General features: G+C 43.0%; 25 protein-coding genes and 1 pseudogene. 10 read left to right on the forward strand and 16 right to left on the reverse strand.

Annotated elements, in window-relative coordinates:
- Positions 1-48 precede the first annotated feature (48 nt).
- The gene (locus tag IDJ76_RS10260) at positions 49-765 is read left to right on the forward strand and encodes a zinc metallopeptidase (protein WP_191163232.1); all 717 of its coding nucleotides are present in this window, start codon (positions 49-51) and stop codon (positions 763-765) included.
- A gap of 297 nt (positions 766-1,062) precedes the next feature.
- On the opposite strand, the gene IDJ76_RS10265 is transcribed toward IDJ76_RS10260, so the two are convergent.
- The 4 genes from IDJ76_RS10265 to dusB form a co-directional block, all read right to left on the reverse strand.
- Entirely contained in the window at positions 1,063-1,662 is a 600-nt protein-coding gene (locus tag IDJ76_RS10265; protein ID WP_191163233.1) for an HNH endonuclease, read from the reverse strand.
- Positions 1,613-2,596, reverse strand: coding sequence for a DNA cytosine methyltransferase (locus IDJ76_RS10270; protein WP_191163234.1), 984 nt, complete (start codon positions 2,594-2,596; stop codon positions 1,613-1,615). Before IDJ76_RS10270 ends, IDJ76_RS10265 begins: the two co-directional genes overlap by 50 nt.
- A 73-nt stretch (positions 2,597-2,669) precedes the next feature.
- Positions 2,670-3,056 carry a Co2+/Mg2+ efflux protein ApaG gene (apaG, locus tag IDJ76_RS10275; protein WP_191163235.1) on the reverse strand — a complete coding sequence of 129 codons (387 nt, stop codon included), beginning with the start codon at positions 3,054-3,056 and terminating at the stop codon, positions 2,670-2,672.
- Positions 3,057-3,099: 43 nt separating this feature from the next.
- A complete protein-coding gene (dusB, locus tag IDJ76_RS10280) occupies positions 3,100-4,092 on the reverse strand; it encodes a tRNA dihydrouridine synthase DusB (protein WP_191163236.1) in 993 nt (330 codons plus the stop codon).
- A 37-nt stretch (positions 4,093-4,129) separates the two neighbouring features.
- Between dusB and IDJ76_RS10285 the strand changes: the two genes are divergently transcribed.
- From IDJ76_RS10285 to IDJ76_RS10300, 4 genes and pseudogenes are all read left to right on the forward strand, one after another.
- A complete protein-coding gene (locus IDJ76_RS10285; RefSeq protein WP_191163237.1) occupies positions 4,130-5,071 on the forward strand; it encodes a CPBP family intramembrane glutamic endopeptidase in 942 nt (313 codons plus the stop codon).
- The gene (locus IDJ76_RS10290; RefSeq protein WP_191163238.1) at positions 5,052-5,264 is read left to right on the forward strand and encodes a putative signal transducing protein; all 213 of its coding nucleotides are present in this window, start codon (positions 5,052-5,054) and stop codon (positions 5,262-5,264) included. The genes IDJ76_RS10285 and IDJ76_RS10290 overlap by 20 nt, the downstream gene beginning before the upstream one ends.
- Positions 5,261-6,073, forward strand: a complete 813-nt coding sequence (locus IDJ76_RS10295; protein ID WP_191163239.1) for a phosphatidate cytidylyltransferase — start codon at positions 5,261-5,263, stop codon at positions 6,071-6,073. Before IDJ76_RS10290 ends, IDJ76_RS10295 begins: the two co-directional genes overlap by 4 nt.
- Positions 6,074-6,100: 27 nt before the next feature.
- Positions 6,101-6,754 (forward strand): annotated as a pseudogene (locus tag IDJ76_RS10300) (phosphatidylserine decarboxylase family protein); the annotation flags it as partial.
- 311 nt (positions 6,755-7,065) lie between these two features.
- Here IDJ76_RS10300 and porN read toward each other — a convergent pair.
- Both porN and rplS read right to left on the reverse strand, forming a co-directional pair.
- Positions 7,066-8,289 (reverse strand): type IX secretion system ring subunit PorN/GldN, encoded by a 1,224-nt coding sequence (gene porN, locus IDJ76_RS10305; RefSeq protein WP_224746281.1) that lies wholly within the window; start codon positions 8,287-8,289, stop codon positions 7,066-7,068.
- 71 nt (positions 8,290-8,360) lie between these two features.
- Positions 8,361-8,708: a 50S ribosomal protein L19 gene (gene rplS, locus IDJ76_RS10310; protein WP_191163240.1), complete on the reverse strand. Its 348-nt coding sequence runs from the start codon at positions 8,706-8,708 to the stop codon at positions 8,361-8,363.
- A 362-nt stretch (positions 8,709-9,070) separates the two neighbouring features.
- Here rplS and IDJ76_RS10315 point away from each other — a divergent pair, with 362 nt between their 5' ends.
- Complete coding sequence (locus IDJ76_RS10315; protein WP_191163241.1) at positions 9,071-10,216, forward strand: glycosyltransferase family 39 protein; 1,146 nt, start codon at positions 9,071-9,073, stop codon at positions 10,214-10,216.
- A 12-nt stretch (positions 10,217-10,228) separates the two neighbouring features.
- Here IDJ76_RS10315 and trmD read toward each other — a convergent pair whose 3' ends face one another.
- The 3 genes from trmD to IDJ76_RS10330 all read right to left on the reverse strand — a co-directional run bounded on the left by trmD (position 10,229) and on the right by IDJ76_RS10330 (position 12,170).
- Positions 10,229-10,903 carry a tRNA (guanosine(37)-N1)-methyltransferase TrmD gene (trmD, locus tag IDJ76_RS10320; protein WP_191163242.1) on the reverse strand — a complete coding sequence of 225 codons (675 nt, stop codon included), beginning with the start codon at positions 10,901-10,903 and terminating at the stop codon, positions 10,229-10,231.
- 68 nt (positions 10,904-10,971) lie between these two features.
- The gene (gene rimM, locus IDJ76_RS10325; RefSeq protein WP_191163243.1) at positions 10,972-11,499 is read right to left on the reverse strand and encodes a ribosome maturation factor RimM; all 528 of its coding nucleotides are present in this window, start codon (positions 11,497-11,499) and stop codon (positions 10,972-10,974) included.
- Between the two features lie 140 nt (positions 11,500-11,639).
- Positions 11,640-12,170, reverse strand: a complete 531-nt coding sequence (locus IDJ76_RS10330; RefSeq protein WP_191163244.1) for a 30S ribosomal protein S16 — start codon at positions 12,168-12,170, stop codon at positions 11,640-11,642.
- 292 nt (positions 12,171-12,462) lie between these two features.
- On the opposite strand from IDJ76_RS10330, the gene IDJ76_RS10335 reads away from it, so the two are divergent.
- Positions 12,463-14,352, forward strand: a complete 1,890-nt coding sequence (locus IDJ76_RS10335; RefSeq protein ID WP_191163245.1) for an SPFH domain-containing protein — start codon at positions 12,463-12,465, stop codon at positions 14,350-14,352.
- A gap of 158 nt (positions 14,353-14,510) precedes the next feature.
- On the opposite strand, the gene pfkA is transcribed toward IDJ76_RS10335, so the two are convergent.
- The 4 genes from pfkA to IDJ76_RS10355 form a co-directional block, all read right to left on the reverse strand.
- On the reverse strand, positions 14,511-15,488 hold the full coding sequence (gene pfkA / locus IDJ76_RS10340) for a 6-phosphofructokinase (protein ID WP_191163246.1): 978 nt from the start codon (positions 15,486-15,488) through the stop codon (positions 14,511-14,513).
- A 124-nt stretch (positions 15,489-15,612) separates the two neighbouring features.
- Complete coding sequence (locus tag IDJ76_RS10345) at positions 15,613-17,319, reverse strand: protein-disulfide reductase DsbD family protein (RefSeq protein ID WP_191163247.1); 1,707 nt, start codon at positions 17,317-17,319, stop codon at positions 15,613-15,615.
- Positions 17,320-17,335: 16 nt separating this feature from the next.
- On the reverse strand, positions 17,336-17,788 hold the full coding sequence (locus IDJ76_RS10350) for a protein-disulfide reductase DsbD N-terminal domain-containing protein (protein WP_191163248.1): 453 nt from the start codon (positions 17,786-17,788) through the stop codon (positions 17,336-17,338).
- A 2-nt stretch (positions 17,789-17,790) separates the two neighbouring features.
- Positions 17,791-18,516: a biotin--[acetyl-CoA-carboxylase] ligase gene (locus IDJ76_RS10355; RefSeq protein WP_317173961.1), complete on the reverse strand. Its 726-nt coding sequence runs from the start codon at positions 18,514-18,516 to the stop codon at positions 17,791-17,793.
- A 92-nt stretch (positions 18,517-18,608) separates the two neighbouring features.
- Between IDJ76_RS10355 and rsfS the strand changes: the two genes are divergently transcribed.
- The 3 genes from rsfS to IDJ76_RS10370 all read left to right on the forward strand — a co-directional run bounded on the left by rsfS (position 18,609) and on the right by IDJ76_RS10370 (position 21,874).
- On the forward strand, positions 18,609-18,983 hold the full coding sequence (gene rsfS, locus IDJ76_RS10360; protein ID WP_191163250.1) for a ribosome silencing factor: 375 nt from the start codon (positions 18,609-18,611) through the stop codon (positions 18,981-18,983).
- Positions 18,984-19,041: 58 nt separating this feature from the next.
- Positions 19,042-21,144, forward strand: coding sequence for an ATP-dependent zinc metalloprotease FtsH (ftsH, locus tag IDJ76_RS10365; RefSeq protein ID WP_191163251.1), 2,103 nt, complete (start codon positions 19,042-19,044; stop codon positions 21,142-21,144).
- A gap of 91 nt (positions 21,145-21,235) precedes the next feature.
- Positions 21,236-21,874 (forward strand): LutC/YkgG family protein, encoded by a 639-nt coding sequence (locus tag IDJ76_RS10370; protein WP_191163252.1) that lies wholly within the window; start codon positions 21,236-21,238, stop codon positions 21,872-21,874.
- A 90-nt stretch (positions 21,875-21,964) separates the two neighbouring features.
- Here IDJ76_RS10370 and IDJ76_RS10375 read toward each other — a convergent pair whose 3' ends face one another.
- The 3 genes from IDJ76_RS10375 to IDJ76_RS10385 form a co-directional block, all read right to left on the reverse strand.
- Positions 21,965-23,053 carry a metallophosphoesterase gene (locus tag IDJ76_RS10375; RefSeq protein WP_191163253.1) on the reverse strand — a complete coding sequence of 363 codons (1,089 nt, stop codon included), beginning with the start codon at positions 23,051-23,053 and terminating at the stop codon, positions 21,965-21,967.
- A gap of 129 nt (positions 23,054-23,182) precedes the next feature.
- Positions 23,183-24,667, reverse strand: a complete 1,485-nt coding sequence (locus tag IDJ76_RS10380; RefSeq protein ID WP_191163254.1) for a hypothetical protein — start codon at positions 24,665-24,667, stop codon at positions 23,183-23,185.
- 64 nt (positions 24,668-24,731) lie between these two features.
- Positions 24,732-25,517 (reverse strand): C1 family peptidase, encoded by a 786-nt coding sequence (locus IDJ76_RS10385; RefSeq protein ID WP_191163255.1) that lies wholly within the window; start codon positions 25,515-25,517, stop codon positions 24,732-24,734.
- Positions 25,518-25,539: the final 22 nt, after the last annotated feature.

The raw sequence follows: 25,539 nt of genomic DNA on the forward strand, positions 1-25,539 counted from the left end.
TAATGTGGAATACTTTTTGAACGTCATTATTTATAAAACTATTGAAAAATGACTCATCTACTATTGATCTCTTATAATTCGGCCTGGCTGTTTATGATAGCTATCGCGCTGATCAGTTTTATTGTTCAGTGGCGTTTTAAAAGTAAATTCAAGCAATACTCAGAAATGCCTTTGCTTTCGGGATTATCCGGAAAGGACGTTGCCGAAAGGATGCTGCGCGACAACGGGATCTATGACGTAAAAGTAATCTCCGTTGATGGCCAGCTGACGGATCATTATAACCCCGAAGATAAGACTGTAAACCTGAGTCAGGACGTTTATAATAGCCGCAGTATTGCAGCAGCTGCTGTTGCAGCCCATGAATGCGGCCATGCGGTGCAGCATGCCAAAGCCTATAGTTGGTTAACCCTACGATCAACTCTGGTACCGGTAGTAAACGTTGCGTCAACACTCACCCAATGGACGTTGATGATTGGCATATTACTACTCTTTTTTACGCATAACCCACTTGTATTGGCTGTAGGCGTTGGTGCTTTGGCTTTGGTCACGTTGTTTAGCTTTATAACACTCCCGGTTGAGTTTGATGCCAGCAACCGCGCGTTGGCTTGGTTAAATAACAATTACAGCGTTATGCAAACCGCTGAAGAGCATCAGCAGGCCAAAGATGCCCTATGGTGGGCTGCGATGACTTACGTTGTTGCCGCCTTAAGTGCCTTGGCTACTTTATTATATTATGCTTCATTCTTATTTAACAGGCGCAACTAAATATACAAGCATATAAATAAAAAAGGTCGCTCCAATTCTCGGGCAACCTTTTTTATTTAACTGAAAATTAGGCAATAACGAGAAAACAAACAATCTTACAACCTATGGGGTTGATGTTTACAAAACTTTAAACAATTAATTATCGTATATGTTAATATCTAAACCGATTGTAACACTGCTATAAAATATTGCCATTATGTTAACCTATGTTTTTGTTACTGCTGCTGTTTTTTTTGTGATAAGCTTTGTGATCATGTTGGTTAAAAAAGACCAAATAGAATTGTAGTTTACGCTGAGTTATGCTTCTCCAATTAATTTTTGAGCTTGCTTAGGAAATTTCGCTATTATCCATCTTAGAACATCAAGTTGATCGGTAGTAGGAGCCCGCCTGATTTGTGCAAGAAGTTTTATTGCTTGTGGACGATTCAATGTTAAATTGGATGCCCCTTCATTACATACAGAACATATCGCTCGTAAATTTGAAGCGTCATCTGTTCCGCCCATTGATTTATCTATAACATGCCCTAAATGAAGTCTCGTTTTTCGATTTGCATCGTATGGGTGTGGTTCTCCTGCAGCGGCACCACACATCTGACAAGTAAATCCATTTCGATCTAAAACAAAAGCTCTTGTTTCTTTAGAAATGTCTCTATCAAAAGCTGGAAGGGGTTTTAAATCAACCAACAGATACTCACCAGGTTTCAATTCGCTTCTATCGTTATGGGTTACGATATTCATACCTTCTTCGTTTCTTAATTCGCGTACTCTTCTACCCCATTCTGTTTTGCCAGCTATTTTACTTAAAATATCTTTATTAAGTATCACACCAACATTTTCTAAAAAAAATTCACGCAGCTTCGCCTTTGAACCTTTTTGTTTGAGTTTTATTTCTTTCATACAATTCAAAAGCTGTAAATATAGATTGCCCTATAGCTCTAGCAACAGGAGGTGGGAAGGCATTACCGACTTGCCGATATGCAGGTGTTTTTTTACCTGCAAACTTCCAATTCTCAGGAAATCCTTGAACAAGGGCCGTCATTTGCAATGTTAACTTTGGCATCAAATTAAATCCAGGCAACGGAGGGGCATCTGCCAGACCTTTACCATTTATACCTATTTCTGCCCAAGCCTGTTTCGCTCTTGTTGGCCCTAAGTCAGCTCCACCATGTTTCTTAGAACCGCCTACTAATGTGGGAGCGATCCCTTTTGCATTATTTGCCCAGTTAGCAGCATCCCAACCTAAAGAACTAATCTCGTCAAATAAAAGTTCTCCAATTGAACGTCGGCTTGAGTAATCCTTTTCGGGCCACGAAAAGAATTCGAAATATTCCTCTCTCATAGCAATAAGAATTGCCCTTGGTCTTAGTTGGGAAACACCATAATCAGAAGAATTAATGAGCTTCCAACTACAATTATAACCTAAAGAAATAAGTTCTTGAATAATATGCTTACGGTAATCTTCAAACTTTTTAGAAAGAATACCTTTAACATTTTCAAGCATAACTGCTTTAGGTCGACACTCTTTAATTAATCGAATAGCCTCTGGGAAAAGGTCGCGTTCATCGTCCTTTCCCAATTGCTTTCCTGCAACAGAAAAAGGTGGGCAAGGAACCCCACCCGCAAATAAATCAACATCGTTAAATTTAGTAGCCGAAAAAGCTCTAACATCTCTTTCAATTACATTCCAGTTTGGTCTATTGTAGCGAAGTGTTTGACAAGCCAAATGTTCAAATTCGACTAAAGCAACATGTTCGAAACCCGCTTGTTCAAGACCCAAGGCTTGGCCTCCAGCACCGGCACAAATTTCGATAGATGTATATTTATTGACCATTTACAATGACTTAGCTAACATTTTTAGCATGTAAATATACCATGTAAAATGCACACTACAAAAATGTTATTATTTAATTGTACCTATAAGGAGCTACCAGATAAAACTCGGGTATTTGCACATTAAAAATCGAATTATCCAGCAGGCGCTCCATTTGGTATTCGCCCTTCATGCTGCCCATATCTGTTTTTAGATTACAACCCGATACATACTCATGGGCATTGCCCGGTTCAATAATAGGTTGCTGGCCAACTACACCTTCTCCTTCCACCTCTCGTTTTGCCCCGTTAGAATCAAAAATATACCAGTGTCGGCTTACCAACCGTACAGCATAGTTGCTCATGTTCTCGATGTTTACCCTGTAAGCAAACATAAAGTGATCATTAGCGGGGTTAGAATACTCGGGCTGATAAAGCGTTTCAACTGAAACCTTAACACCTTCAGTTATAGTAGTTGCCATTTTTATTGTGTCTTATTTCAAATATATACGTAACAAATAAATATTACGCCATTTCCAGTGTATATTTTTTGTCAACTTCGGCTAAAATGTCCATTATTTCTTCATAAGTGCCTGCTGTAACCAATTGCATCCGGTGTTCTTTAAAGTTTTCTACCCCTTTAAAATAGTTACTGTAGTGGCGGCGCATTTCAAAAATGCCGGTACGGGGGCCTTTCCACTCCATTGATTTTTCGAGGTGGGTTTTACAAACTTCAATCCGTTCGGCAATAGTAGGTTTATCTAAATGTTCGCCGGTTTTAAAGAAATGCTTTACCTCGCGGAAGATCCATGGGTAACCAATCGCCGCACGGCCTATCATCATTCCATCCACCCCATACTCCATGCGCCAGTTAGCCGCTTTCTCGGGCGAATCGATATCACCGTTACCAAATATCGGGATCTGGATTCGCGGGTTTTTCTTGATCTCGCTGATCAGCGTCCAGTCGGCAACACCTTTATACATCTGCGCGCGCGTGCGGCCGTGTATAGTAAGGGCTTTAATACCCACGTCCTGCAGGCGCTCAGCTACTTCATAAACATTTTTAGTGTTATCGTCCCAGCCTAAGCGGGTTTTAACGGTTACGGGCAAATGTGTGGCGTTAACAACAGCCCTGGTCATCGCTACCATACGGTCAATATCCTGCAACAGGCTTGCACCGGCACCGCGGCAGGCCACCTGTTTAACGGGGCAGCCGTAATTAATATCCATCAGATCGGGCTTTGCTAATGTGGCAATCTCTGTCGCCATACGCATATGGTCTATATCACTGCCAAAGATCTGGATGCCAATGGGGCGTTCATAATCAAATATGTCCAGCTTTTGGCGGCTTTTAGCCGCATCGCGTATCAGCCCTTCTGATGATATAAATTCGGTATACATCATATCGGCACCGTTCTGCTTACATACGTAACGGAACGGCGGGTCGCTAACATCCTCCATCGGTGCCAGCAACAGCGGGAACTCCCCTAAATCAATATTTCCTATTTGTACAGACATGGGCTATATTCGTGCAAATTTACAAAATTTAAGCTAAATGGTAAAAAAGCCTGTAAATCAAATGACTCCGGGGTTACAGTTTGTTGTTATTTTATTGTTTACTATACTGGTTGTGCTGATTTGCAACCTACTCGCCATTGGTTTAATAATGCTCTTTTATGGTTTTGACGAAGGCATTAATTTAACTAAAGGACTTTTTAACGGGCCGAATATCGCGTCGGAATTATTCCTGCTACAGTTGCTGGGCGCCACTGCACCTTTATTTATAGCACCTGCATTTTTTGCGAACGTTATTGTAAAAGAGCCGCGCGCATACCTTAAGGCAACCTTTCGTTTTCAGTGGATGCTGATCGTTGTCGTGTTTTTTGTAATGCTCATCTCATCCCCCCTTATCGAGCTATCCGCTAACATTAACCAAAAAATGGTTTTGCCCGAGTTTTTAAAGGGCTTGGAAGAATGGATGAAGCGAAGCGAAGAGGCCGCCAAAAAACTAACTGCGATTATCTTGCGGATGGATAACATAGGCGATTGCATTAAAAATGTAATACTGATAGGCCTGCTCACCGCCATTGCCGAGGAGTTTCTATTCCGGGGCGTGTTGCAAACCATTATGCAACGGTGGACGAAGAATACCCACGCTACGGTTTGGATAACTGCTGCCTTGTTCAGCGCCTTCCATATGGAGTTTTATGGTTTTTTACCAAGGATGTTCCTGGGGGCGCTTTTTGGCTATTTTGTAGCCTGGAGCGGCAGTATCTGGCCGGCCGTTTGGGGGCATTTTATAAATAATGGCAGCATCGTTGTTGTCACCTACCTGTTTCAGCATAAAATAATAAAGATAGATCCGGACGACCAGCATGTATTTAATTACACGGGCTATGTATTTAGCTTTATAATTATTATAATTTTGCTGGCGGTTTATAAAAAAATAGCATCGGGACAACCAAGCCCTGAAATTAATGGAGAAGAACTGGGTTAAAATATTTACTTCGACTAACTTTTATCAATCAGAGATTGTTAAACAGATGCTTACCGGTAACCACATTGATGCCGTTATGCTTAATAAGCAGGCATCATCGCACCAGGCTTTTGGCGATATAGAGGTTTACATCCACCAGGAAGATTTTAGCCAGGCTATCGAAATAATGATACTGAACCAAATAAATTTATGAAGACACGCGCCATAACGGGCTTTTTTTTTATTATCGTAATGCTTGGCTCGGTACTGTTGGGGCACTATGTTTTCGGCGGATTTTACCTGTTGCTCTCCCTGTTTTGCCTGCATGAGTTTTATGGATTAAACATAAAAAGCGGCATAGAACCCAACCGGGCCGCAGGTTTTGTTAACGCGATATTTATCTATTTTATTTTCGCGCTAATTACGTTTCATTATAAGCCCGAATACCTGGAGATACTTTTTTTACTCACCCTTACTTTCAGCGCTGTTTTTATACAGGAATTGTTTAAGATAGCGGTAGCACCATTTACCAACATTGCCTACACTTTCGCCGGGCTGATATTTGTGATTATCCCATTTACATTTTTTCATGCAATGGCCTTTATTAAAGGCGGGTTTAATTTCCATTTCCCGCTGGCTTTTTTACTGATGCTGTGGGCCAATGATACCGGTGCCTATTTGGTGGGCCGTGCTATTGGCCGTACTAAGTTGTTTGAGCGCCATTCGCCTAAAAAAACATGGGAGGGATTTATTGGTGGCGTAGCTATCAGCGCAGCGGTAGGTTTTGTTATTAGTATTTACTTCCCTGAGCTGCCCTGGAAACAATGGGTATCTATCGCAATACTGATTGGCTGCTTTGGCACCCTGGGCGATTTAGTAGAATCGATGTTCAAACGCAGCATCAATATCAAAGATTCGGGCGGCATTCTGCCCGGCCACGGCGGTTTGTTGGACAGGTTCGATGGCTTTTTGATGGCCGCGCCTATTGTTTATACGTATTTATACTTCGTTGTAAATGCTTAGTTTTGTAATAAATTATAAATCAATAATATGACTATCCACAAAGAAGGATATACTTCCATTGCGATTACGGTGCTATTTATCTTTGTTTTAAATGCACTGGTACAGTTTTATTTCCCGGATGCCCATACCGTAAAATGGATTCTTTATATCTTATCGTTTTTACTGTTTGTGATCATCCTGCAGTTTTTTCGCAGCCCGATATTGCATATCAACACTAACGAAACACAGGTTTTATGCCCTGCGGATGGTAAAGTTGTAGTAATTGAAGAAGCCGATGAACCGGAATTTTTAAAAGACAGGCGCATCCAGTTATCGGTATTTATGTCGCCGGTAAACGTGCACGTAAACCGTAACCCTATAAGTGGCGTGGTAAAATATTTTAAATATCACCCGGGTAAATATTTGGTGGCATGGCACCCTAAATCATCTACAGAAAACGAGCGCACTACCGTTGTTACCGAAAATAGCGAAGGCACCATGGTGCTGTTCCGCCAGATTGCCGGTGCATTGGCCCGCCGTATTGTATGGTATGTTAAAGAGGGAGACGTGGTTGAGCAGGGCCAGCAATTTGGCTTTATTAAATTTGGATCGAGGGTTGACATATTTTTGCCTTTAGGCACCAAGATCAATGTTGAATTGAACCAGGTTGTTAAAGGTGGCCGCACCGTTTTAGCCGAACTGCCTACTGTAGGCACCTTTATCGAGGAGGAAGAGTTAGCCGAAAAATTAGAGCAGCAGGAAGAATTAGCCCGCCAGCCAAAAGATAATTATGTGGAACCTACATTGGTAATTGAGCATGATGGGGCTGTAGAAACACCTGAAACAAATAAGCCTGCAGCCGAAGTTACGCCTAAACCCGCAGTAAAAAAACCAGCGGCACCACGTAAGAAGAAGGAATAATTGAGTGGTGAGTGGTGAGTGGTGAGTGGTGAGTGGTGAGTGGTGAGTGTAAATATTTAAGCCAAGCGTTTTGTTTGGCTTTTCTTTTACATTTAGTTATTGTTTTTCCATAATTGGGCTTCCCATTCGGCGAGGGCTTTTTTCAATTTGTCAGATTCGCGAAGTTTATCCAGCCCCTGTGCAAAGTCTTGAATACGCTGGTCTTGCACATTGGACTCCTTGATGACATAACTGGTAAACAAGCGTTTGATAAATATATCGTCGTAGCTAAGGTTGGTGGCATCATTAAACCGGCCGGCAACTTCTTTATTGGCAAAAACACGCCGGGCATTAGGAAAATAGATCCAAAAGGCGGGCTGATATTCCAGGTTTAAATTAGCAGCTTTTGGTTTAACCATCGGCGCTATCCCAATAATGCGTGGCTCAAATACCGAGCGTTGCTTATCATAAACCCAATCCTCTTTTATCCTGAACTTTATAATGCTATCAGGGTTAAACTCTCCAGCCTTGAGCACTGATCCGGTTTTGTTGCCATCTTTGTCAAACCGGTCTACCAACGTACTATCGGCCATTTTACGTTTAGCCTGCTCGGGTGTCAACCGCTTTACAAAGCCATCGCCATTAGGGTCATCTTTGCTTACGGCAGCGTCGTAGGCGGTTATTTCCCCTTTTTGTATGGCATCTGTCAACACATCAATAAACCGTTGCCTTGGCGATGCCATAAAGCGGTTGGCCTTATCGCGCACATCAAAATCACGCCACACGCGTTTGGCAAAGGTAACATCACCTTCGCGCAGATTGGCGTATGGTGTACTATGCGAGTTTGCCAAATCAGTCTTTTTATAAGCCCCATCTAGCGGGCGCAATTGTACAGGTTTGGCAATAGCGAAAGTACCCGGCGCGCAATCGCTTTTAGTATAAGTGGTTCCATTGTATGACGAGTCGCTTGTCCAGATGCCGCTGATGGCCAGCTGCGAGTTAAGCGAATCGATGATCAGCCTGCCCTTCATCCGTTTCATACAAAATATATACTGGTTATTGCAGTCGCAGTTAAGGGTTTTGTACTCGTTCAGCACCACATCTTTACCATTTACGCTCCCCTGTAACAAAAAACTAACCGCATGATTATCTAATGTTCGGAAGTTCGATGAGCCGGTAATTTGGTTACCCGTTTGCTTAAGGTCCATCTCTATCCTAAAGTGGATACTTTTATCGGCCTGCGGCAACTCGCCCAGCCATTTACCCGTCAGGTTTAGCTTTTGGCCAAAACTGTTATTTACCGTTAATAAAGCGAGTAAAAAAAACAGGTGTCTCATTCGTAAACAGCTATAACGAAAAAAAGCCTCACTGCATTGCAGAGAGGCCTTCAATATACAAAAAATGTAAATTAAACTCTTTTTGATTTGATACGGGCTGCTTTACCGGTAAGAGCACGCAGATAAAATAATTTAGCGCGGCGTACTTTACCAACACTATTCACCTGTATTTTATCAATGTTTGGCGAATTGTAAGGGAATATACGCTCAACACCAATACCATTTGATACTTTACGTACGGTAAAAGTTTCGCTGTTACCAACACTGTTACGTTGTAAAACAACGCCCTGGTAAAGCTGTATACGCTCTTTGTTACCTTCTCTGATTTTATAATACACGCTAACAGTGTCACCGGCTTTAAAAGACGGGAATTGATTCTTAACTACTGATTGCTCTTCTACAAATTTTACTAAATCCATGATTTTTAGCTCTTAAAGCGATTTTTAACCCGTAAAAATCGGAGTGCAATTATAGGGATTATTTTTGAAATAAAAAAGCGCATGTGAAAAATTTCCACATTTATTGTTTTGTCAACAATGCAATACCCTTAACTGGGGTTAATGGGTTGCTTTATACCTAATTATAACTATTTTTAAATCGCATTGCGGGTAAATTCTAGTTATTCAAGCGCTGTGCAAAATATAAAATGTTAACGCAACTTAAACGGTCTCCTTTTTTCCTGTTTTTCCCCTTCTTCCTTTATTATGTATATTATATTGTAAAATTTAAGTGGCCAGTATTATATGGAGATGAGCCGCGTTACGTTGGGTTTGCCAACAACATGCTTCACGGCTTTTTTTCACCACCACCGCCCGATATTAACTTATGGAGCGGTCCTGGATATTCAATCGCCCTGATACCGTTTGCCGTATTGAATTTACCTTATATTTACTATGCCTTGCTTAACGCCGTTTTTTATTATCTGGCTGTAGTATTTTTGTACAAGGCCCTCGTAAAAATCACCCAGCCAATGCTGGCAAAGCTTTCTGCTATCCTGCTGGCGTTATATCATAACGTGTACTACTTGTTGCCAGCTATCTATACAGAGATATTTACAATGTTTTTAGTATCCCTTTTTATTTATAGCCTCACTATTTATTATGCGTTGGGTAAAAAAAACTACCTTATTATAACCGGTATCGTCATAGGTTTCCTTGCTTTAACTAAGGTGATTTTTGGTTATGTTATCGTCATCGCCTTTTTTAGCTGTTTCCTTTTTTTTATATCAGGAAGGGGCAAAAAATTCAGGAAAGCAAGCTTAACTATTCTTTTAATTAGCATGCTGGTTACTTTACCTTATTTATTGTATACCTATAAACTTGTCAAGAAGCCGTTTTATTGGGGTAACGCCGGCGGCATGAGCCTTTATTGGATGAGTGCGACAAGCGAGCTGGAGTATGGTGACTGGAAAGTCCCTAATCTCACTAATTCATTAAACCCTAACCCGTTTAAAACAACTGAAGGGGACTCTATGCTAAAAGCTAATCATTCCGCGCAAATTACCCGGATATTGAGTTATCACGGGGTAACTCAAGATAGCCTGTTTAAACAAGCGGCTATCCGCAACATCAAAGCACATCCTAAAAAATTTATCCGTAACTACTATTATAACGTTAGCCGGTTGCTGTTTGACTTCCCCTATTCATACAGCTATCAAATTACTCAAACTATCCAAAATATAATAATAGGCTCATTTATTCTATGGGCATCTGTCGCAGCAGGTATAGTTAGCATAATAAACCGGCGTAAAATAATCTATCCGGTAAAGTTTGCCTTGCTGATATTTGCAATATACTTCTTGCTATCGGGTATGTTAAGTGCTTACGCAAGGATGTTTGATGTAGTAGTACCTATTCTGTTATTTTGGATGGCTTATACCTTTGGGCAAATACCCGCAATAAACCTCAGATTTACCCAGCCGGACTAAAAAGCCCAAGCATTACTCCAGCAAGTCGGGCCGGCGTTGCTTGGTACGTTCCAGCGCTTGTTCAAAACGCCATTTTTCAACCTTGGGGGTGTCGCCGCTTAACAATATGTCAGGGACTTTGTGCCCGTTCCAATCTGCAGGCCGGGTATAAACCGGTGCATCCAGCATGTCATCCTGGAAAGAATCTGACAAGGCCGAAGTTTCGTCAGACAATACGCCCGGTATTAACCTAACCACGGCATCAACCAGCACCGCTGCGGGCAGTTCACCACCCGACAGCACATAATCCCCTATTGAGATCTCACGGGTCACGTAAATATCGCGGATGCGCTGGTCTATCCCCTTGTAATGCCCGCAAAGGATAATAATATTACCTTTAATTGAAAGCTGGTTGGCTATCTTCTGGTTCAGCGTTTCGCCATCCGGCGACATAAAAATCACCTCGTCGTAAGTACGTTCGCCTTTTAGCTTTTCTATACAATCGGCAAAGGGTTGTATGGTCATCACCATGCCGCTGCCACCGCCATACGGGTAATCGTCGACGCTTTTTTGCTTGGCGGTTGAGTAATCGCGGAGGTTATGCACAACGATCTCGGCTACGCCCTTTTTTTGCGCCCGCTGTAAAATAGAGTGGGCAAATGGGCTTTCCAGCAAGCCGGGCAATACAGAGATGATATCAAAACGCATGGGGCAAAGATAATTATAATGTGCAGATGTGCGGATTACAGATGTGCAGACGGTGTAGCATGCCTTACTTATTCCTCCAAGTAAACATCCAGCAAGCCATCGGGCAGGGCAACATATATTTCGCCACCTTCTACATCTATGCCTTTAATGATATCAACGTTGAGCGGAAACAACACTTCTTTATTTTTGTAGATCACCGTAGCCAATAGTTGCTGGGGGTATTCGGCTACTTCGGTTATCTCGCCTAATTCGCCGTGGGTTTCATCCACAGCTAAAAATCCCTTTACATCTTTCAGCGTAAACTCGTCTTTATTGCGTTTTGGTTTGAGCTTGTTGGGCAGGTAAAGGTCTTTCTTAACCAGCATCGTTGCCTTCTCAATGGTATCTACATCCTCTAAAAACAAATAGGCCTGGCTTTTTTGCAGGTATTTGATGGATGTGATAAAATAAGGCACCAATTTGCCGCTCATATCTATCAGCAGCGATGTAAACTTTATCTTTTCAATGCCGTCAAAATCTACATACAGCTGCATTTCGCCTTTGAGGCCTTTGGTCTTTAAAACACTCCCAATCCGGAAACAATCTTCGGTCTTCATTTTATTAAATGCTTTTAAATAACAATGGCGAAAGACTTTGTGTCTTTCGCCATTGTTAAGAGTCAAGAGTCAAGATTGTAAGAATCAAGAGAGCGACTATTGTCGTGCCTCATGGTTCTTGGTTCCCTGCCTCTATTAAATTATTCTGCGTTTTCAGTTTCTGTAGCAGCGTCTTCAGCAGGTGCTTCAGTTTCTTCTACTTCTTCGGCAACCGGTGCATTTTTAGCAGCGATGGCAGCAGCTTTATCTTCTTTCTTTTTCGCTTCAGCAATTAAGGCTAATTTTTTAGCTTCATCCTTAGCAGCGTTAAGGTTTGATTTTTTACCGGTGATCTTACCGTCTTTCTGATCTAACCACTCAGCAAATTTAGTATCTGCCTGCTCTGTAGTTAAAGCGCCTTTTTTAACACCACCTTCTAAGTGTTTTTTATATAAAACACCTTTGTAAGATAATATTGCACGGCAAGTGTCTGTTGGCTGTGCGCCATTATTTACCCAATCAAGGGTTTTATCAAAATTGATGTCAATTGTAGCGGGATTGGTGTTAGGGTTGTATGAACCTATACGCTCAATAAAACGACCGTCTCTTGGAGCACGGGCATCTGCTACTACGATGTAATAAAAAGGTTTACCTTTTTTACCGTGTCTTTGCAGTCTGATCTTAGTTGCCATTTTTTATTTTTTATGTATTCAACATGTCCCCGGAGTTCTTTCTGCGGGGATGCAAAGGTATAAATAATTATTTATAATATAAAAGGCTTATAATTAATTGTGTATCAGCCCCGGGCTTTGCAGGCAATTGCGTAGTATATGGCTTAAAAAAATAATTTCTTCATTTTTTGTAACAACAATAATAGGGCATAATCTTATATATACTATATAGCCAAGGTCTCATAAAGCTATAAGTTATTGTGAGGAGCCCGCACCTTAAGGGCCCCGTTAAATTAACAAAAATCTTAAAAAAATGTCTGCTCCAATTTTTGAATTTTGGTGGGTATTCCCCATCATTGCCGCACTAATTTTGTACAAATTTGTGCTTCGTGTGTTTTTCGGGATGATTATCGTGCCTGATGACCGTATTGGCTTAGTTGTTAAAAAATTTACCCTTTACGGCGACAAGCGCCTTCCCGACGGCCGCATCATAGCCATAAGCGGCGAAGCCGGTATGCAGGCCAAACCACTGGCTCCAGGTTTATACTGGCGCATGTGGCCGTGGCAGTACGCCGTAACAATGGAGGGCTTTACCGTTATCCCGCAAGATAAACTGGGCCTTGTAAAAGCTAAGGATGGTGCGCCTATGGATATTGGCCGAGTATTGGGAAAGCCGGTAAGCTGCGACAAGTTTCAGGATGCGCAGGCGTTCCTGGAAAATAATGGGCAAAAAGGCCCGCAGGCTGCGTTCTTAACACCAGGTAACTACCGTATCAACACGTTCTTGTTCGAGATTGTGATGGTGCCAATTACCAGTATTCATGAAAACAAGGTAGGTATTGTAACCACCCTTGATGGCGAGCCTTTAGAAAAAGGTGACATTGCCGGTGGGTCTGTTGTTGGGCACCGTAACTATCAGGACCCGATGGCGTTTATTCAAAGTGGCGGCAAAAAGGGTTTGCAGGAAGATGTTATCCTGGCGGGCACTTATTACCTGAACCCCTGGTTTGCCATTGTTGAACAGGTAGAAATGATCCATATCCACATCGGTTATGTAGGAGTGGTCAACTCATTTGTGGGCCCCGAAGGCAAAGACACCAGCGGCCTGGGCTTTACACATGGTAACATTGTTAAAAAGTACGACAAAGGTGTATGGGATGAGCCGCTTGACCCCGGAAAACACCCTGTAAATATTTATACCCACACGGTAGAAATAGTACCAACCACCAATATTGTATTGAACTGGGCTAACAGCCGTACAGAGTCTCATGAGTTAGATAAAAACCTATGTACTATTAGCGTACGTTCTTATGATGGTTTTACATTTAATCTCGATGTATCGCAAATAATCCACATACCGCGCAACGAGGCACCAAAAGTGATCGCGCGGTTTGGGAATATGAAAAACCTTGTTTCGCAGGTGCTCGAGCCTACTATAGCCAACTACTTCCGTAATTCGGCGCAAAAAAGCGGCGTGATAGAGTTTTTAACCAATCGGAGTGACAGGCAGGAAGATGCCCGTGCACAAATAAGTAAGGTATTGGCAGCCTATAACGTTGAAGGTGTAGATACCTTGATTGGTGACATAGTGCCGCCCGAAGCTTTGATGAAAACACTTACCGATCGTAAAATAGCCGAGCAGGAGCGCGTTACTTACGAAATACAGAAAGGCGCACAAATTGAGCGCAAGGAATTTGAAAGTGCCAAAGCCGGCGCGGATATGCAAACCGAAGTGGTAAAATCGATCCGCCAGGTAGAGATCAACACGCAGATGGCTGCTTCAAAGGTAGCATCTGCAAGGGGTGACGCTGAATCGCGAGTGATCAATGCCAAAGCGGATGCGGAGAATAAAACCATCATTGCAAAAGCGGATGCTGAAGCTAAAACCATTAACGCAAAGGCAGATGCCGCGGCTACCGAGGTTAACGGTAACGCCGATGCCGGTAAAATAAAGGCGGTAGGTTTGGCTGAAGCCGAAGTAACCAAACAAAAAACCGAAGCGATGGGTACCGAGCAATACGCTATTGTGCGTGTAGCCGAAGCCTTAGCCAGCAACGGCATCAAATTAGTACCCGAAATTTTGGTTAACGGCCAAAATGGCGGCGGCAACGGTATGATAGATGCCCTGATTGGTAGCGAAATGCTGAAAAAACTGCAACGCGAAGGTGATGCTAAAAAGGCCGGGGCTGTGCCGGAGGTATAGTACATTGCTAAATGTCATTGCGAGAAGCGACAGCGACGCGGCAATCTCAACATATCCGCATATCCTATGAGATTGCCGCGCTATCGCTCGCAATGACATGTTTAACAAGAAGAGCCGCTGATTATCAGCGGCTCTTCTTGTTTTTGGGATATACTAAGTTATATAGCCAGTATCTCTACTATCTTTAAAAAGGCAGGGTTAATTTCTACGGTATGTTTGCAGGCATGTTCAAACGGGGTGTAGGAGATCTCGTTATGGATAACGCCTACCATTTCGTTACGATGGCCATCTCGTAAGGCTTCAACTGCCGCAACACCCACTCTGCTTGCCAGTACCCTATCCATACATGACGGCCTGCCGCCGCGCTGTATATGGCCTAAAATAGATACCCTTGTATCATAATGCGGGAAGCGTTCCTTTACATGGCGGCCTATTTCAAACGCGCCGCCGGCATCTTCACCTTCGGCAACAATAACAATTTTTGATAATTTGTCTTTGCGGCTATGTTCCAGGCGCTCGCACAGGTTATTTAGATCTGTTTTGGTTTCGGGGATGATGATCGCTTCGGCACCCGATGCGATACCCGTACGCAGGGCAATTAAGCCAGAGTCGCGGCCCATTACCTCTATAATAAACACCCTGTCGTGCGATTCGGCCGTATCACGGATCTTATCCACCGCATCGATAACGGTATTAATAGCCGTATCATAACCGATAGTGAAATCGGTACCCGACAAGTCGTTATCAATAGTACCCGGTAAACCCACCACAGGGATGTCATACTCCTGGCCAAAAATACGGGCACCGGTAAAGGTCCCGTCGCCGCCAATGGCTACAAGGGCATCAACATTGTGTTTTTTTAGTTGCTCATAAGCCAGTTTACGCCCTTCGGGGGTTTTAAACTGCTCGCTGCGGGCAGTTTTTAAGATAGTACCACCGCGCTGAATAATGTTTGATACCGATTTACGGTCCATGGCAAAAAGCTCGCCATTGATCATCCCTTCGTATCCGCGGCGGATACCCGTTACATCAAAACCGTAATAAGTTGCAGAACGTACCACAGAGCGGATGGCTGCATTCATGCCGGGGGCATCGCCACCAGATGTAAATACTCCTATATTTTTTATTTGCGTCATTTTTGTAAAAGGCGCTAATCGCTTTGTAAGTGTAAACAGAAAGAACTTTACAAAAACAAGCAGTTTTAGCTACATCGTTTTCGTAAAGTTCTGCGAATTTACATTAATTTTTACAAGTGCCTGCCTATTTTTTGTAAGCAGCCAAACCGCTGTCTAAAAATTTGATGTAATTATCAATGCTGTAATTAGCCCCTTGTGCCGGCACTAACTGGTTGCCGTCGCTATCCAGCAGCACATAATTAGGCTGCGAATTTGAATTGAACCTGTCGGCCTCCAAATCGCTCCATTTATCGCCAAGCGTGATCTTTTTCTTTCCGTCGAATTTAGAAACGTACTGATCCTTGATATCCAGCTTTGCCTTATCGTCAACAACCAATTGTAATAACACGTAGTCGTTTTTTATTTTATTGAACACCACCGGGTCCGACCATACATCGGCCTCCATTTTACGGCAGTTAACACAGTTAAAGCCTGTAAAATCAATCAGGATAGGTTTTTTTAATTCCTTTGAAACCTGCAAAGCCTGTTCATAATCATACCACGCATCTAGGCCGCGGGTTTTGATCCGGGCGTAATTGGCTTCATATTTTTTCTCTTTAATACTGGTTACAACTGCAGGAGCACTTGCTGCAGGGGCCGCACCACCCGGTATGCTGGATAAGTTAAAATCCTGCGTTGCTTCTGGTGGTAAAAACGCGCTGATAGATTTTAAAGGCGCACCCCACAAACCGGGTACCATGTATATCACAAAAGCAAATGTGATGATGGCGAAGAAAACCCTCGGGATAGACAAATATAGCACGTCGCTGTCATGCGAAAATTTGATCTTGCCGATAAGGTATAAGCCTAATAACAGCCCGATTGCGATCCAGAGCGACAGGAAGATCTCGCGGTCGAACCAGTTCCAGTGATAGGCCAGATCGACGTTGGATAAAAACTTAAGCGCAAAACCCAGTTCTAAAAAGCCTAAAACAACTTTTACGCTATTTAACCAACCGCCAGATTTTGGCAGCGATTTTAACAACGACGGGAACAAAGCGAAGATGGTAAACGGTAACGCCAGCGCTAAAGAGAAACCAAACATACCCATTGCGGGGCCAAGCCTGTCGCCTTTGGATGCTGCTTCCACCAATAGGGTTCCAATAATTGGGCCTGTACAAGAGAATGACACCACCACAAGGGTTGATGCCATGAAAAAGATCCCGGCAACACCACCTTTGTCAGCATTCTCATCCAGCTTGTTCGCTAACGAACTCGGCAGCGTCAACTCAAATGCCCCAAGGAACGAAACACCAAAAACCACCAGCAACAAGAAGAAAAAGATATTAAAGATACCATTCGTAGCCAGTTCATTTAACGCACTCGATCCAAATATGATCGAGATCAACAACCCCAGCCCTACATAAATTAAAATAATAGAAAAACCATATAATAACGACTGGCCTATTGCCTTACTCCTGGAACCACTTTTTTTAGTGAAAAAGCTAACGGTTAAGGGCAATAATGGATAGATACAAGGCAGTAATATAGCCGTAAAGCCCCCTAACAATCCCTCAATAAATATTTGCCACAACGATTTTGGCATTTCCTTTACCGCTGCAAATGCTTTGGCAGGTTTTGCTTTGGCAGAATCGGCCGTTGTTTTTTTACGGGCGGCAATGCTATCGGCCGCCGTAGGGATATCGGTAAACTGCACATCGCCGGTTGATACCGTATCTGCTGGTTTTTGAAAAGCCTTTGCTTGGTTTGGGCTTAAAACCACAAAGGCAAGCAACAAGGTAAGTAATAAAAATCCGCTACGGAATATATTGCGACTGGTAGGTTGTGTCATTATCGTTTCCTTGCAATTATTTACCTAAGGGGATATTAAACGCAACCTCTTCTGGCGGCAGGCATTTTTGATCGTTACAGGTCATAAACTCCAGTTTACCTGTAACCGCCGAGGCTTTAGCCGATTTTAACTTAATTTTTTGTTGAAACACCACGCTGCTTTCAAAGTAGCCCACGTTCATGCCAAAAACCTTTTCGAATTTACTGATCGGCTTTGGCTCGGTAGCCTTACCTACCGGCGTATAATCTTTTGATGATGCGAACGTAAACGATGTTTTCACAGGCCCGCCATCCTTTACATTTTGCGAGTAAATGTGCCAGCCCGGCTGTATAGTTGCCTTTAAAAATACAATGGCCTCGGTGCTGCTTAACTTTTTGGCCGCGTATGACCATCTAACCGGTGCCTCGATCTGGGCAAATGCCGCAGTGCTTAACACCAATACAGCCAATAATACCAATATCCGTTTCATAATTATTTGTTTAAAAATTCAATCTCCTTAAAATTAAACGTCTCCACTTTTCCTTCATGCTCAACCACTAAAAGGCCGTTATCCGTCACGTTGTTGATCGTCCCGGTAAAGGTCTGCCCGTTTGACCGGAATGGCTTCGCTTCGTTTAGCCAATATAGTCGGCTTAAATAAGTATTCCTTACAAAATCAGTCCGGCCAGCCTTTAATTGCAGGTAATAGCCTTCTATATGGTTACAAATCTGCGCTAATATATTTTTTAATTCATAATCCCTGTGCAATATCTGCTTAATCGATGTAGCGTTGCCGGTATTGTCAGTAAAATTATCCTGATTTACATTAAGCCCTATGCCTACAATTGACGCCTTTATCTGGCTGCCCTGTAAAATATTTTCTATCAGCATCCCGCCCAACTTCTTGTCGCCATAATAAATATCATTGGGCCACTTGATTTTAAGGCCACCGCCAAATAGGGGTTGCAAAGCGTCATATACACCTAAACTTGCGGCGCGTGTAACATCGTATTGCCCCTGTGCGTCTACAAAAGAAGGTTTTAATAATATGCTGAATGTTAAATTTTTCCCGGGCTCGGTATGCCAGGTGTTTTCGCGCTGACCCCGACCTGCAAATTGGTCTTCTGCCATAATGACCGTTCCTTCGGGTACTGGCTTGGATTTTGACAACATATCTTTGAGGTATGTGTTGGTAGAGTCGACCTGTTTCAGTGTCACTAAATTTTGTCCGACAAATAATCCTGAAAATATGTTATTTTGCAACGTATAATATTTTTTAACCCAAAATCGTTCAAAACTAATTCTTTTTGATGGTAAAAAGCAAAGTGTTAAATGAATCCGCTTACATTTCCGAACTGGCCATACACGGCATGCAGGAAAAAAAGGGGAATGAACTGGTAAGGCTCGATCTGCGAAGTGTTAACAGTTCTGTGGCAGATTACTTTGTAATTTGCCATGCCGATTCGACCACGCAGGTTAAAGCCATAGCCGGTAGCGTAGAAGAAGAGATTTACAAAGCCATACAGCAAGATCCCTGGAGAAAAGAGGGCTTAGAGCATGGCGAATGGATATTACTTGATTACGTAGATGTTGTTGTACATATCTTCAGGACAGATAAACGCGAGTTTTATGGTGTTGAAGACCTTTGGGGTGATGCTGAGATAAAAAGCTACAAAAGCGCTTAAGCAGGCTCAAAACAAATCCCCATAAATTTAATTATTGATAAGTTGAGTTGCTATAAAAATGAAAGATAACGATAATAAGATTGAAAGCACTAAGCCTTCCCGTAAGGTTCCGAATAAAAAAATAACGCCAAAACCGCCTAAATTTAACTTAATGTGGCTTTATGCCATAGCAATTATTGGGTTATTGGTTGTACCTACACTGTTGGGTGGTAACAACGGCACCCAAATAGATTTCCAGACGTTTAGTAACACTATGCTTAAAACGCATGATGTTGACCATATTACCGCTTACAAAAACGGCGACCTGGTAATGGCCGAGGTTTATATTAAAAAAGATAGCCTTACCAAACCCAAATTTGAAAAGGTAGCTAAACCACAGCGCGGTTTTGGCATGCCGGCAGATGGCCCTCAGTATTTTTTCACTGATGCCAGCTATGAAAGTTTAAAGCAATCTATCAACAATGCCGAGAAAGACCTGGCCGATGCTGACAAAACGCCCATCAAATATGAGCAAGGTAAAGAAAACCTGTTAAGCAACTGGTTGGTGCAATGCATTATAATGGCTGTGTTGCTGGTTGGTGTTTGGCTATTTATTATGCGCCGCATGAGTGGCGGTGCAGGTGGTGGACCCGGCGGCCAGATCTTCAACATCGGTAAATCAAAGGCTACCCTGTTTGATAAAGAGGCGCAGGTTTCTGTAACGTTTAACGATGTTGCCGGTTTGGAAGAAGCCAAGCAAGAGGTGATGGAGATTGTTGATTTCCTGAAAAACCCTAAAAAATACACCAACCTTGGTGGTAAGATCCCTAAAGGTGCGCTATTAGTTGGCTCGCCGGGTACTGGTAAAACGCTTTTAGCTAAAGCCGTTGCCGGCGAAGCTCAGGTGCCGTTCTTCTCCCTTTCGGGTTCAGACTTTGTAGAGATGTTTGTGGGTGTGGGCGCTTCACGTGTGCGTGATTTGTTCCGCCAGGCAAAGGATAAGGCGCCGTGTATTATCTTTATTGACGAGATTGATGCTATTGGCCGTGCCCGTGGTAAAAACAATATGATGGGTGGTAACGACGAACGCGAAAACACCCTGAACCAGTTACTGGTAGAAATGGATGGATTCGGTACCGATTCAGGTATTATCATCTTGGCGGCAACTAACCGTCCTGACGTTCTTGACAGTGCTTTAATGCGCCCGGGACGTTTTGACAGGCAGGTATCTATAGATAAACCGGATTTGAACGGACGTGAGCAGATATTTAAGGTACATTTAAAGCCCCTTAAACTGGCCGAAGGTGTTGACCCTAAGAAGTTATCAGCACAAACCCCCGGTTTTGCAGGTGCTGAAATTGCTAACGTTTGCAACGAAGCCGCTTTGATAGCAGCTCGCCAAAATAAGGAAGCTGTTGATATGAAGGATTTTCAAGACGCTATCGATCGTGTGATCGGCGGTTTGGAAAAGAAAAATACATTGATCACGCCAGAAGAGAAAAAGGTTGTTGCTTATCACGAAGCAGGCCACGCTATTGCAGGCTGGTTCCTGGAACATACAGATCCTTTGGTGAAGGTTTCTATCGTTCCGCGTGGAGTTGCAGCATTGGGTTACGCCCAATACCTGCCAAATGAGCGGTTTTTAGTTGCCAAAGAGGAACTGATTGACGACATGACACTCTCTATGGGTGGCCGTGTTGCCGAGGATATCGTATTCGGTAAAATTACAACCGGTGCACTGAGCGATCTGGAGCGGATTACCCGCCTTGCTTACGGTATGGTGAAGATCTACGGGATGAACGAAAAGGTAGGTAACCTTTCCTTCTACGACCCGCAGGGCGATAACCAGTTTGTAAAGCCCTACTCTGATGCAACTGCAGAGCTAATTGATGCCGAGGTGCGTAACCTGATAGACTCTGTTTACAGCCGCACGAAAGAGCTTTTGATCAAACACCGCGAAGGGTTGGAGAATGTAGCTGCTAAATTGTTAGAAAAAGAGGTGTTGTTCCAATCAGATCTGGAAGAGATATTGGGTAAACGTCCGTTTGAACACCGTACTGCTTATGATAAATTTGTAAATGGTGAGCCCGCAGCACTTGTACCTGACAATAATGCTATTCCTGACAACCTGATCAATCCGGAGTTATCGAGGATAGAAGGATCGGCCGATACTAATATTTAAAATAGTTTTAGACAGAATAAAAGTCTAAAGTTGAAAGATAAACCTGCAAGGGTTATACTTTTAACTTTAGACTTTTTACTTTTAACCTGCCATGAGGGATAATACCACATCAAAAGAAAAGCTGCTTAAAAAAGTGCGTAAGGCACTTTTAGAGAAGCGGGATAATCCCTACCCCAACCTGGAGGACTTGCCGCTATACCCGCCCGATGATGAGATATTGGAGGTTACATTTGCCGAACAATTTACAGCTGTAAGCGGGCAGTTTGTTTTTTGTGAAGACGAGGTACAATTCATAGAGAATTTATTAGAATTGGCCGAGGAACGTAAATGGCATAAAATTTACTGTTGGGAAACTGCCCTGCAAGAGGTACTGAAAACCTACGAATATCCTTTTTTTGAAACAGACAAAGACTTTGATCAGGCTGATGTTGGCTTTACCCTTTGCGAAGCTTTAATTGCGCGTAACGGCAGCATCATGCTTTCCAATGCTAACGCCGCAGGCCGCAGGTTAAGCATTTATCCGCCGGTGCATATTGTGCTGGCCTACACCTCACAGCTGGTACCCGATCTGAAGGACGCCTTTAAACTAATGAAGCATAAATATGGCAGCCAAATCCCTTCAATGATCACTACTGTAACCGGCCCCAGCCGCACCGCCGATATTGAAAAAACGCTCGTTTTAGGTGCACATGGCCCGAAAGAACTGTTTGTATTTTTGTTGGACGGGTAGTCAAAAGACATAAGACTGATAGAGACAAGATTAAAGACAGGCAATTACGCTTTTTGTCTTGACTCTCAAGTCTTGATTCTCATATCCTAACTACTCCAGCCTTAAATCTTCCAGCTTGCTTTCTTCTAAAACCGTGCGTACGCTTACCTTTTTTAGGTAGCTCCATTTGATGAGTCGGATGCAACCATTTTCTATTTCAATCCCGGTAATATCGCCGTCGTTAAAGCAGCAACAGCCGCTATTAAAGTAAGTGTCCAGGTAGCCGTTAAAATTGGGCTGGGCGTTGCCTTTCAGGTGCAAATCGGTTATTTTCTTCTCAAAATCTTTAATTTTCTCTAACTTATTTTGCTTTTTAGCGATCTCTAAAGAATTATACAGATTTTCTAATTGCGTCATGGACCTAAACACCGGCTGATGGGTGTGCCCGGTTATCAGCACCAAATTTTTTCGCTTACTGCTCCATTCATACATAATCCGGTTATGATCTGTTTTCAGTTGATTGTTGTAGGCCGGCGTATTGGGGTTGATGCGCAGATAGCCCTGCAGCTTGCCCCAAACTTCGCTTACAAACCATTTGCTAAACCAGTTGCCATCGCTCTGCAGATCGCCCTGGTGGCCGTGTGTGAGGAAGACCTCTAAAGGCTTGCCGTTAACGGTAGTTTGTAAAATAGCCCCTTCATAAACTTTGATAGCCTTGCCGTAAATTTGCATCAAACTAACCGCGGCCAAAGGGTCATTACCCCAATACAGGTCATGGTTGCCAAAGATCTTTACAAACCTGTCCTCCTCTAAAAAAAGCTTTTCCTTTTCAAAAGTTGCTTTGTTGTGCCGCTTAACAGTTATAAAAAGGTTTTCCCAAAGCTCCTCGCTGTCGCCCAGGTTAATGTAAATGAACTTTTCCAGATTATAATGCGCTAATGCCGCAAGGTAATTCTTGGCGGATTTAGCGAAGATATCCGCGCCGTCACGAGCCCCCTTATGCTGATCAGACAGGATGATAAATTTGTCGGTGGCGTTATCGAACGGGATCACCAAACCCTTTTTACCGGGCTTGGTAATAATGCTTTTGTGGAGCGCATTCAGCGCTTTGTTTACCCGCGCCTTATTTGGCCGCGACGAGTATTTATCGGCCAGGCGCGATACCGGTTTATATAATAAGCGTTGCAAAAATCTGCGCATGGCTGGTAAACAGGCAAGGTACCCTTTTGTGTTATCATTACCGTTACCCTAATGCTGTTAAGAAAGATAGTGGAAAAGGTAAACTCCTCCACTAAATCTTTCTAACCCCCTAATCCCCCCGAATTAGGGTTACTTTGCTGCGGACTTATTGGTGCCGAATATGTTATAGGTTATGCCAACAAAGAAACCAGGTTTGTAAAGCGCATCGTAATTTATAGTGGTTTCGGTAGAATTAAAGGTGTATTTATTAGTGTCTGTCACCTTATCCAGATTACCGGTGTTTAATACCTTCACTTTAACAAACGATAACCCTGCCGATAGTGCCAGCCTGTTCTTTTCAAGGAAAAGGCCGCTGCCGCCTGCGTAAAACCCTATAACGCCATCTGTTGTTAAACTAAATCCACCGCTTAATGCTACAGAGGCCCCTGTAGCATTTCTGCGGTACCAGTGCGCAAGAGCCCCAATGGAGTTCGTTATTGAATTATGCGATTGTTTTGCAACGCCTTTAATCTTGCCATCTGCATAGTAATAGGCGTAATTATCGTCGCCCCTGAAAGTTACGAGGTATCCGGTAGAAAAATCAACCTTGCTACCCCCGTAAGCCCTAATGCTAACCGGGTTAAACGTTTTAACAATTGTGCCCTTTTCATCCTTTAGCACGGGTGTTTCCAAATTCTCATCATCCATAATCTGCGATGAATTTGTGAACAGTTCAAAGGCATGCGGTTGTATAATACGCCTGAAAAGGCTGATCCCTTTAAAAGCTTTGTTAAATATCTTAGCTTGTGCGTCGCCTTTATTAAGTTCATCATATATTTTGGTGGCTGCGGTGTATTGATCCAGAAAAAAAGGGTCGGTTTTTATCAATACGCTGGCTTTATCAACAGTTACTGTGATCGATCCGGTTTTGTCTTTTAATGCCCCGGTTAAAACCGTATTGCTGGTATTGGTTATTTTATTAAGCGACTCATAAGCTTGTTTAAGTGCGATGTAATTGTCATAAATATTTGATAACGTGACTTTAAGCTTTGCTTCAAGTTCGTATTCATGATCAGCATCGTATATGTTTAACATGTACATTTCAACATTACGCTGTAAGCCTGCAGGGTCTGGCACAATGATATCGGGCAGCATTTTATATAACGAATCTTCGGCAGCGATATATAATTGCACGTTTCGGTAATCATGCGTAAAATCATTGTATTTGTCGGCAAAAGTATTTTTTAAAGCGTCCAGTTGTTTCTGAGTCAACTCTGGTTTAGGCCCTTTTGGTTTTGGTATAGCAGCCCAGGCAAGTGCTGGCGGGGCGGCGGGCACAACGGCCGGGGTGCCGGCAGGCAGTGCCGGTAAATTTGTATCGGCAAATATGTTTGGCACTGTGCTTTCAAAATTAACCGGCTTTGATGTAGTATAGCCAATTAGCTTTATGGCATTTACATGGGTAATACGGAATTTATAAAAACTCCTGAACTTTGCTTTGTTACTAAATACATCTTGCCCAACCGGGTTAATTTCAAAAATGGCCGATTTATCGCCGGTTGCCTGCTGCGCCAAAGCTGGCCCGGCGCTCATAAAAAATGCTGCTATAGCAGTTAGGGTAAATACTTTTTTCATTTGATGGTTTTTTAAATGCCGGGCCCGCTAAACGCACTGGGTTAGCACTGTTTACATAATTAAATTATGCCGGTTGTAGTGCCGGGGCTTCGCTAACGAGCCTCAAAGTCCAGAAATCATCTGAAAGGTGCTCGTTCAGTAAATAAGCATACGGCAGGGTAAAATATCCATGCATCCCCCAACCTTCGCCCCAGCTATTTCTTACCAAAAACCTTTCTGCAGCGTCATTATAACCAACAGCAACCACGGCATGACCGCCCTTAAATTTGTCGGTTTGTAATGGCAGGTTTACGGTGCCGGTTGCAGCCGCTTCCTGGCTTTCAAACTGTTCATAAACGCTAAACCCAAAAACAAAGGGATACCCATCGGCCAAACAGCCCTTCATTTGATCTAAGCTGCGGTCAACCCTGTAAAAACTCAAGGCTTTATGCCCTGCCGCTTTTTTATAGCAGCTTTCAAACGGTTTGGTTGCAAATTCACTGATGTTGTAAGGCCATATTTGCTCGTTGCATACGCCAATGTTACTTATACTGCTCATACCATCCCTCAAATAAGCGCCGGCATCGGTATTCACCGTGTTTTCAATTACCCTTGTATTGTAATATATAAATAGCCTTGACGGGGTAAATACCGGGGCGGCCTGTTTCATGAGGTCGAACTCAAATGCCCCGGCAATGGCGTTGGCCGTACAGCTGCCCAGTTGGGCCTGGTTATATACAGGCGGGCATTTTTCTCTAAGGTCTGCCTTAGCGGGCAGTGCTTCTAAAACCGGTGCCGGTGCGGCATACCTAAAATCGCGAAAATCGGGCAGATCGGGCTTCCAGCCGTAGTATACATTTGAGCGGTTCATAATTTTAAGATTGTTTGCCTAC

Source organism: Mucilaginibacter glaciei (genome assembly GCF_014773245.1).
Taxonomy (GTDB): Bacteria; Bacteroidota; Bacteroidia; order Sphingobacteriales; family Sphingobacteriaceae; genus Mucilaginibacter; species Mucilaginibacter glaciei.

Bases quoted from the DNA above. Each gene is read 5' to 3' on its own strand.
- IDJ76_RS10370 (WP_191163252.1), top strand. From the start codon at position 21,236: ATGAGGGATAATACCACATCAAAAGAAAAGCTGCTTAAAAAAGTGCGT.
- ftsH (WP_191163251.1), top strand. From the start codon at position 19,042: ATGAAAGATAACGATAATAAGATTGAAAGCACTAAGCCTTCCCGTAAG.
- rimM (WP_191163243.1), bottom strand. From the start codon at position 11,499: ATGAAGACCGAAGATTGTTTCCGGATTGGGAGTGTTTTAAAGACCAAA.
- IDJ76_RS10290 (WP_191163238.1), top strand. From the start codon at position 5,052: ATGGAGAAGAACTGGGTTAAAATATTTACTTCGACTAACTTTTATCAA.
- IDJ76_RS10380 (WP_191163254.1), bottom strand. From the start codon at position 24,667: ATGAAAAAAGTATTTACCCTAACTGCTATAGCAGCATTTTTTATGAGC.
- apaG (WP_191163235.1), bottom strand. From the start codon at position 3,056: ATGGCAACTACTATAACTGAAGGTGTTAAGGTTTCAGTTGAAACGCTT.
- IDJ76_RS10295 (WP_191163239.1), top strand. From the start codon at position 5,261: ATGAAGACACGCGCCATAACGGGCTTTTTTTTTATTATCGTAATGCTT.
- IDJ76_RS10285 (WP_191163237.1), top strand. From the start codon at position 4,130: ATGGTAAAAAAGCCTGTAAATCAAATGACTCCGGGGTTACAGTTTGTT.
- IDJ76_RS10385 (WP_191163255.1), bottom strand. From the start codon at position 25,517: ATGAACCGCTCAAATGTATACTACGGCTGGAAGCCCGATCTGCCCGAT.
- dusB (WP_191163236.1), bottom strand. From the start codon at position 4,092: ATGTCTGTACAAATAGGAAATATTGATTTAGGGGAGTTCCCGCTGTTG.
- IDJ76_RS10330 (WP_191163244.1), bottom strand. From the start codon at position 12,170: ATGGCAACTAAGATCAGACTGCAAAGACACGGTAAAAAAGGTAAACCT.
- rplS (WP_191163240.1), bottom strand. From the start codon at position 8,708: ATGGATTTAGTAAAATTTGTAGAAGAGCAATCAGTAGTTAAGAATCAA.
- rsfS (WP_191163250.1), top strand. From the start codon at position 18,609: ATGGTAAAAAGCAAAGTGTTAAATGAATCCGCTTACATTTCCGAACTG.
- IDJ76_RS10265 (WP_191163233.1), bottom strand. From the start codon at position 1,662: ATGAAAGAAATAAAACTCAAACAAAAAGGTTCAAAGGCGAAGCTGCGT.
- IDJ76_RS10375 (WP_191163253.1), bottom strand. From the start codon at position 23,053: ATGCGCAGATTTTTGCAACGCTTATTATATAAACCGGTATCGCGCCTG.
- pfkA (WP_191163246.1), bottom strand. From the start codon at position 15,488: ATGACGCAAATAAAAAATATAGGAGTATTTACATCTGGTGGCGATGCC.
- IDJ76_RS10350 (WP_191163248.1), bottom strand. From the start codon at position 17,788: ATGAAACGGATATTGGTATTATTGGCTGTATTGGTGTTAAGCACTGCG.
- IDJ76_RS10270 (WP_191163234.1), bottom strand. From the start codon at position 2,596: ATGGTCAATAAATATACATCTATCGAAATTTGTGCCGGTGCTGGAGGC.
- trmD (WP_191163242.1), bottom strand. From the start codon at position 10,903: ATGCGTTTTGATATCATCTCTGTATTGCCCGGCTTGCTGGAAAGCCCA.
- porN (WP_224746281.1), bottom strand. From the start codon at position 8,289: ATGAGACACCTGTTTTTTTTACTCGCTTTATTAACGGTAAATAACAGT.
- IDJ76_RS10345 (WP_191163247.1), bottom strand. From the start codon at position 17,319: ATGACACAACCTACCAGTCGCAATATATTCCGTAGCGGATTTTTATTA.
- IDJ76_RS10260 (WP_191163232.1), top strand. From the start codon at position 49: ATGACTCATCTACTATTGATCTCTTATAATTCGGCCTGGCTGTTTATG.
- IDJ76_RS10315 (WP_191163241.1), top strand. From the start codon at position 9,071: ATGCTTCACGGCTTTTTTTCACCACCACCGCCCGATATTAACTTATGG.
- IDJ76_RS10335 (WP_191163245.1), top strand. From the start codon at position 12,463: ATGTCTGCTCCAATTTTTGAATTTTGGTGGGTATTCCCCATCATTGCC.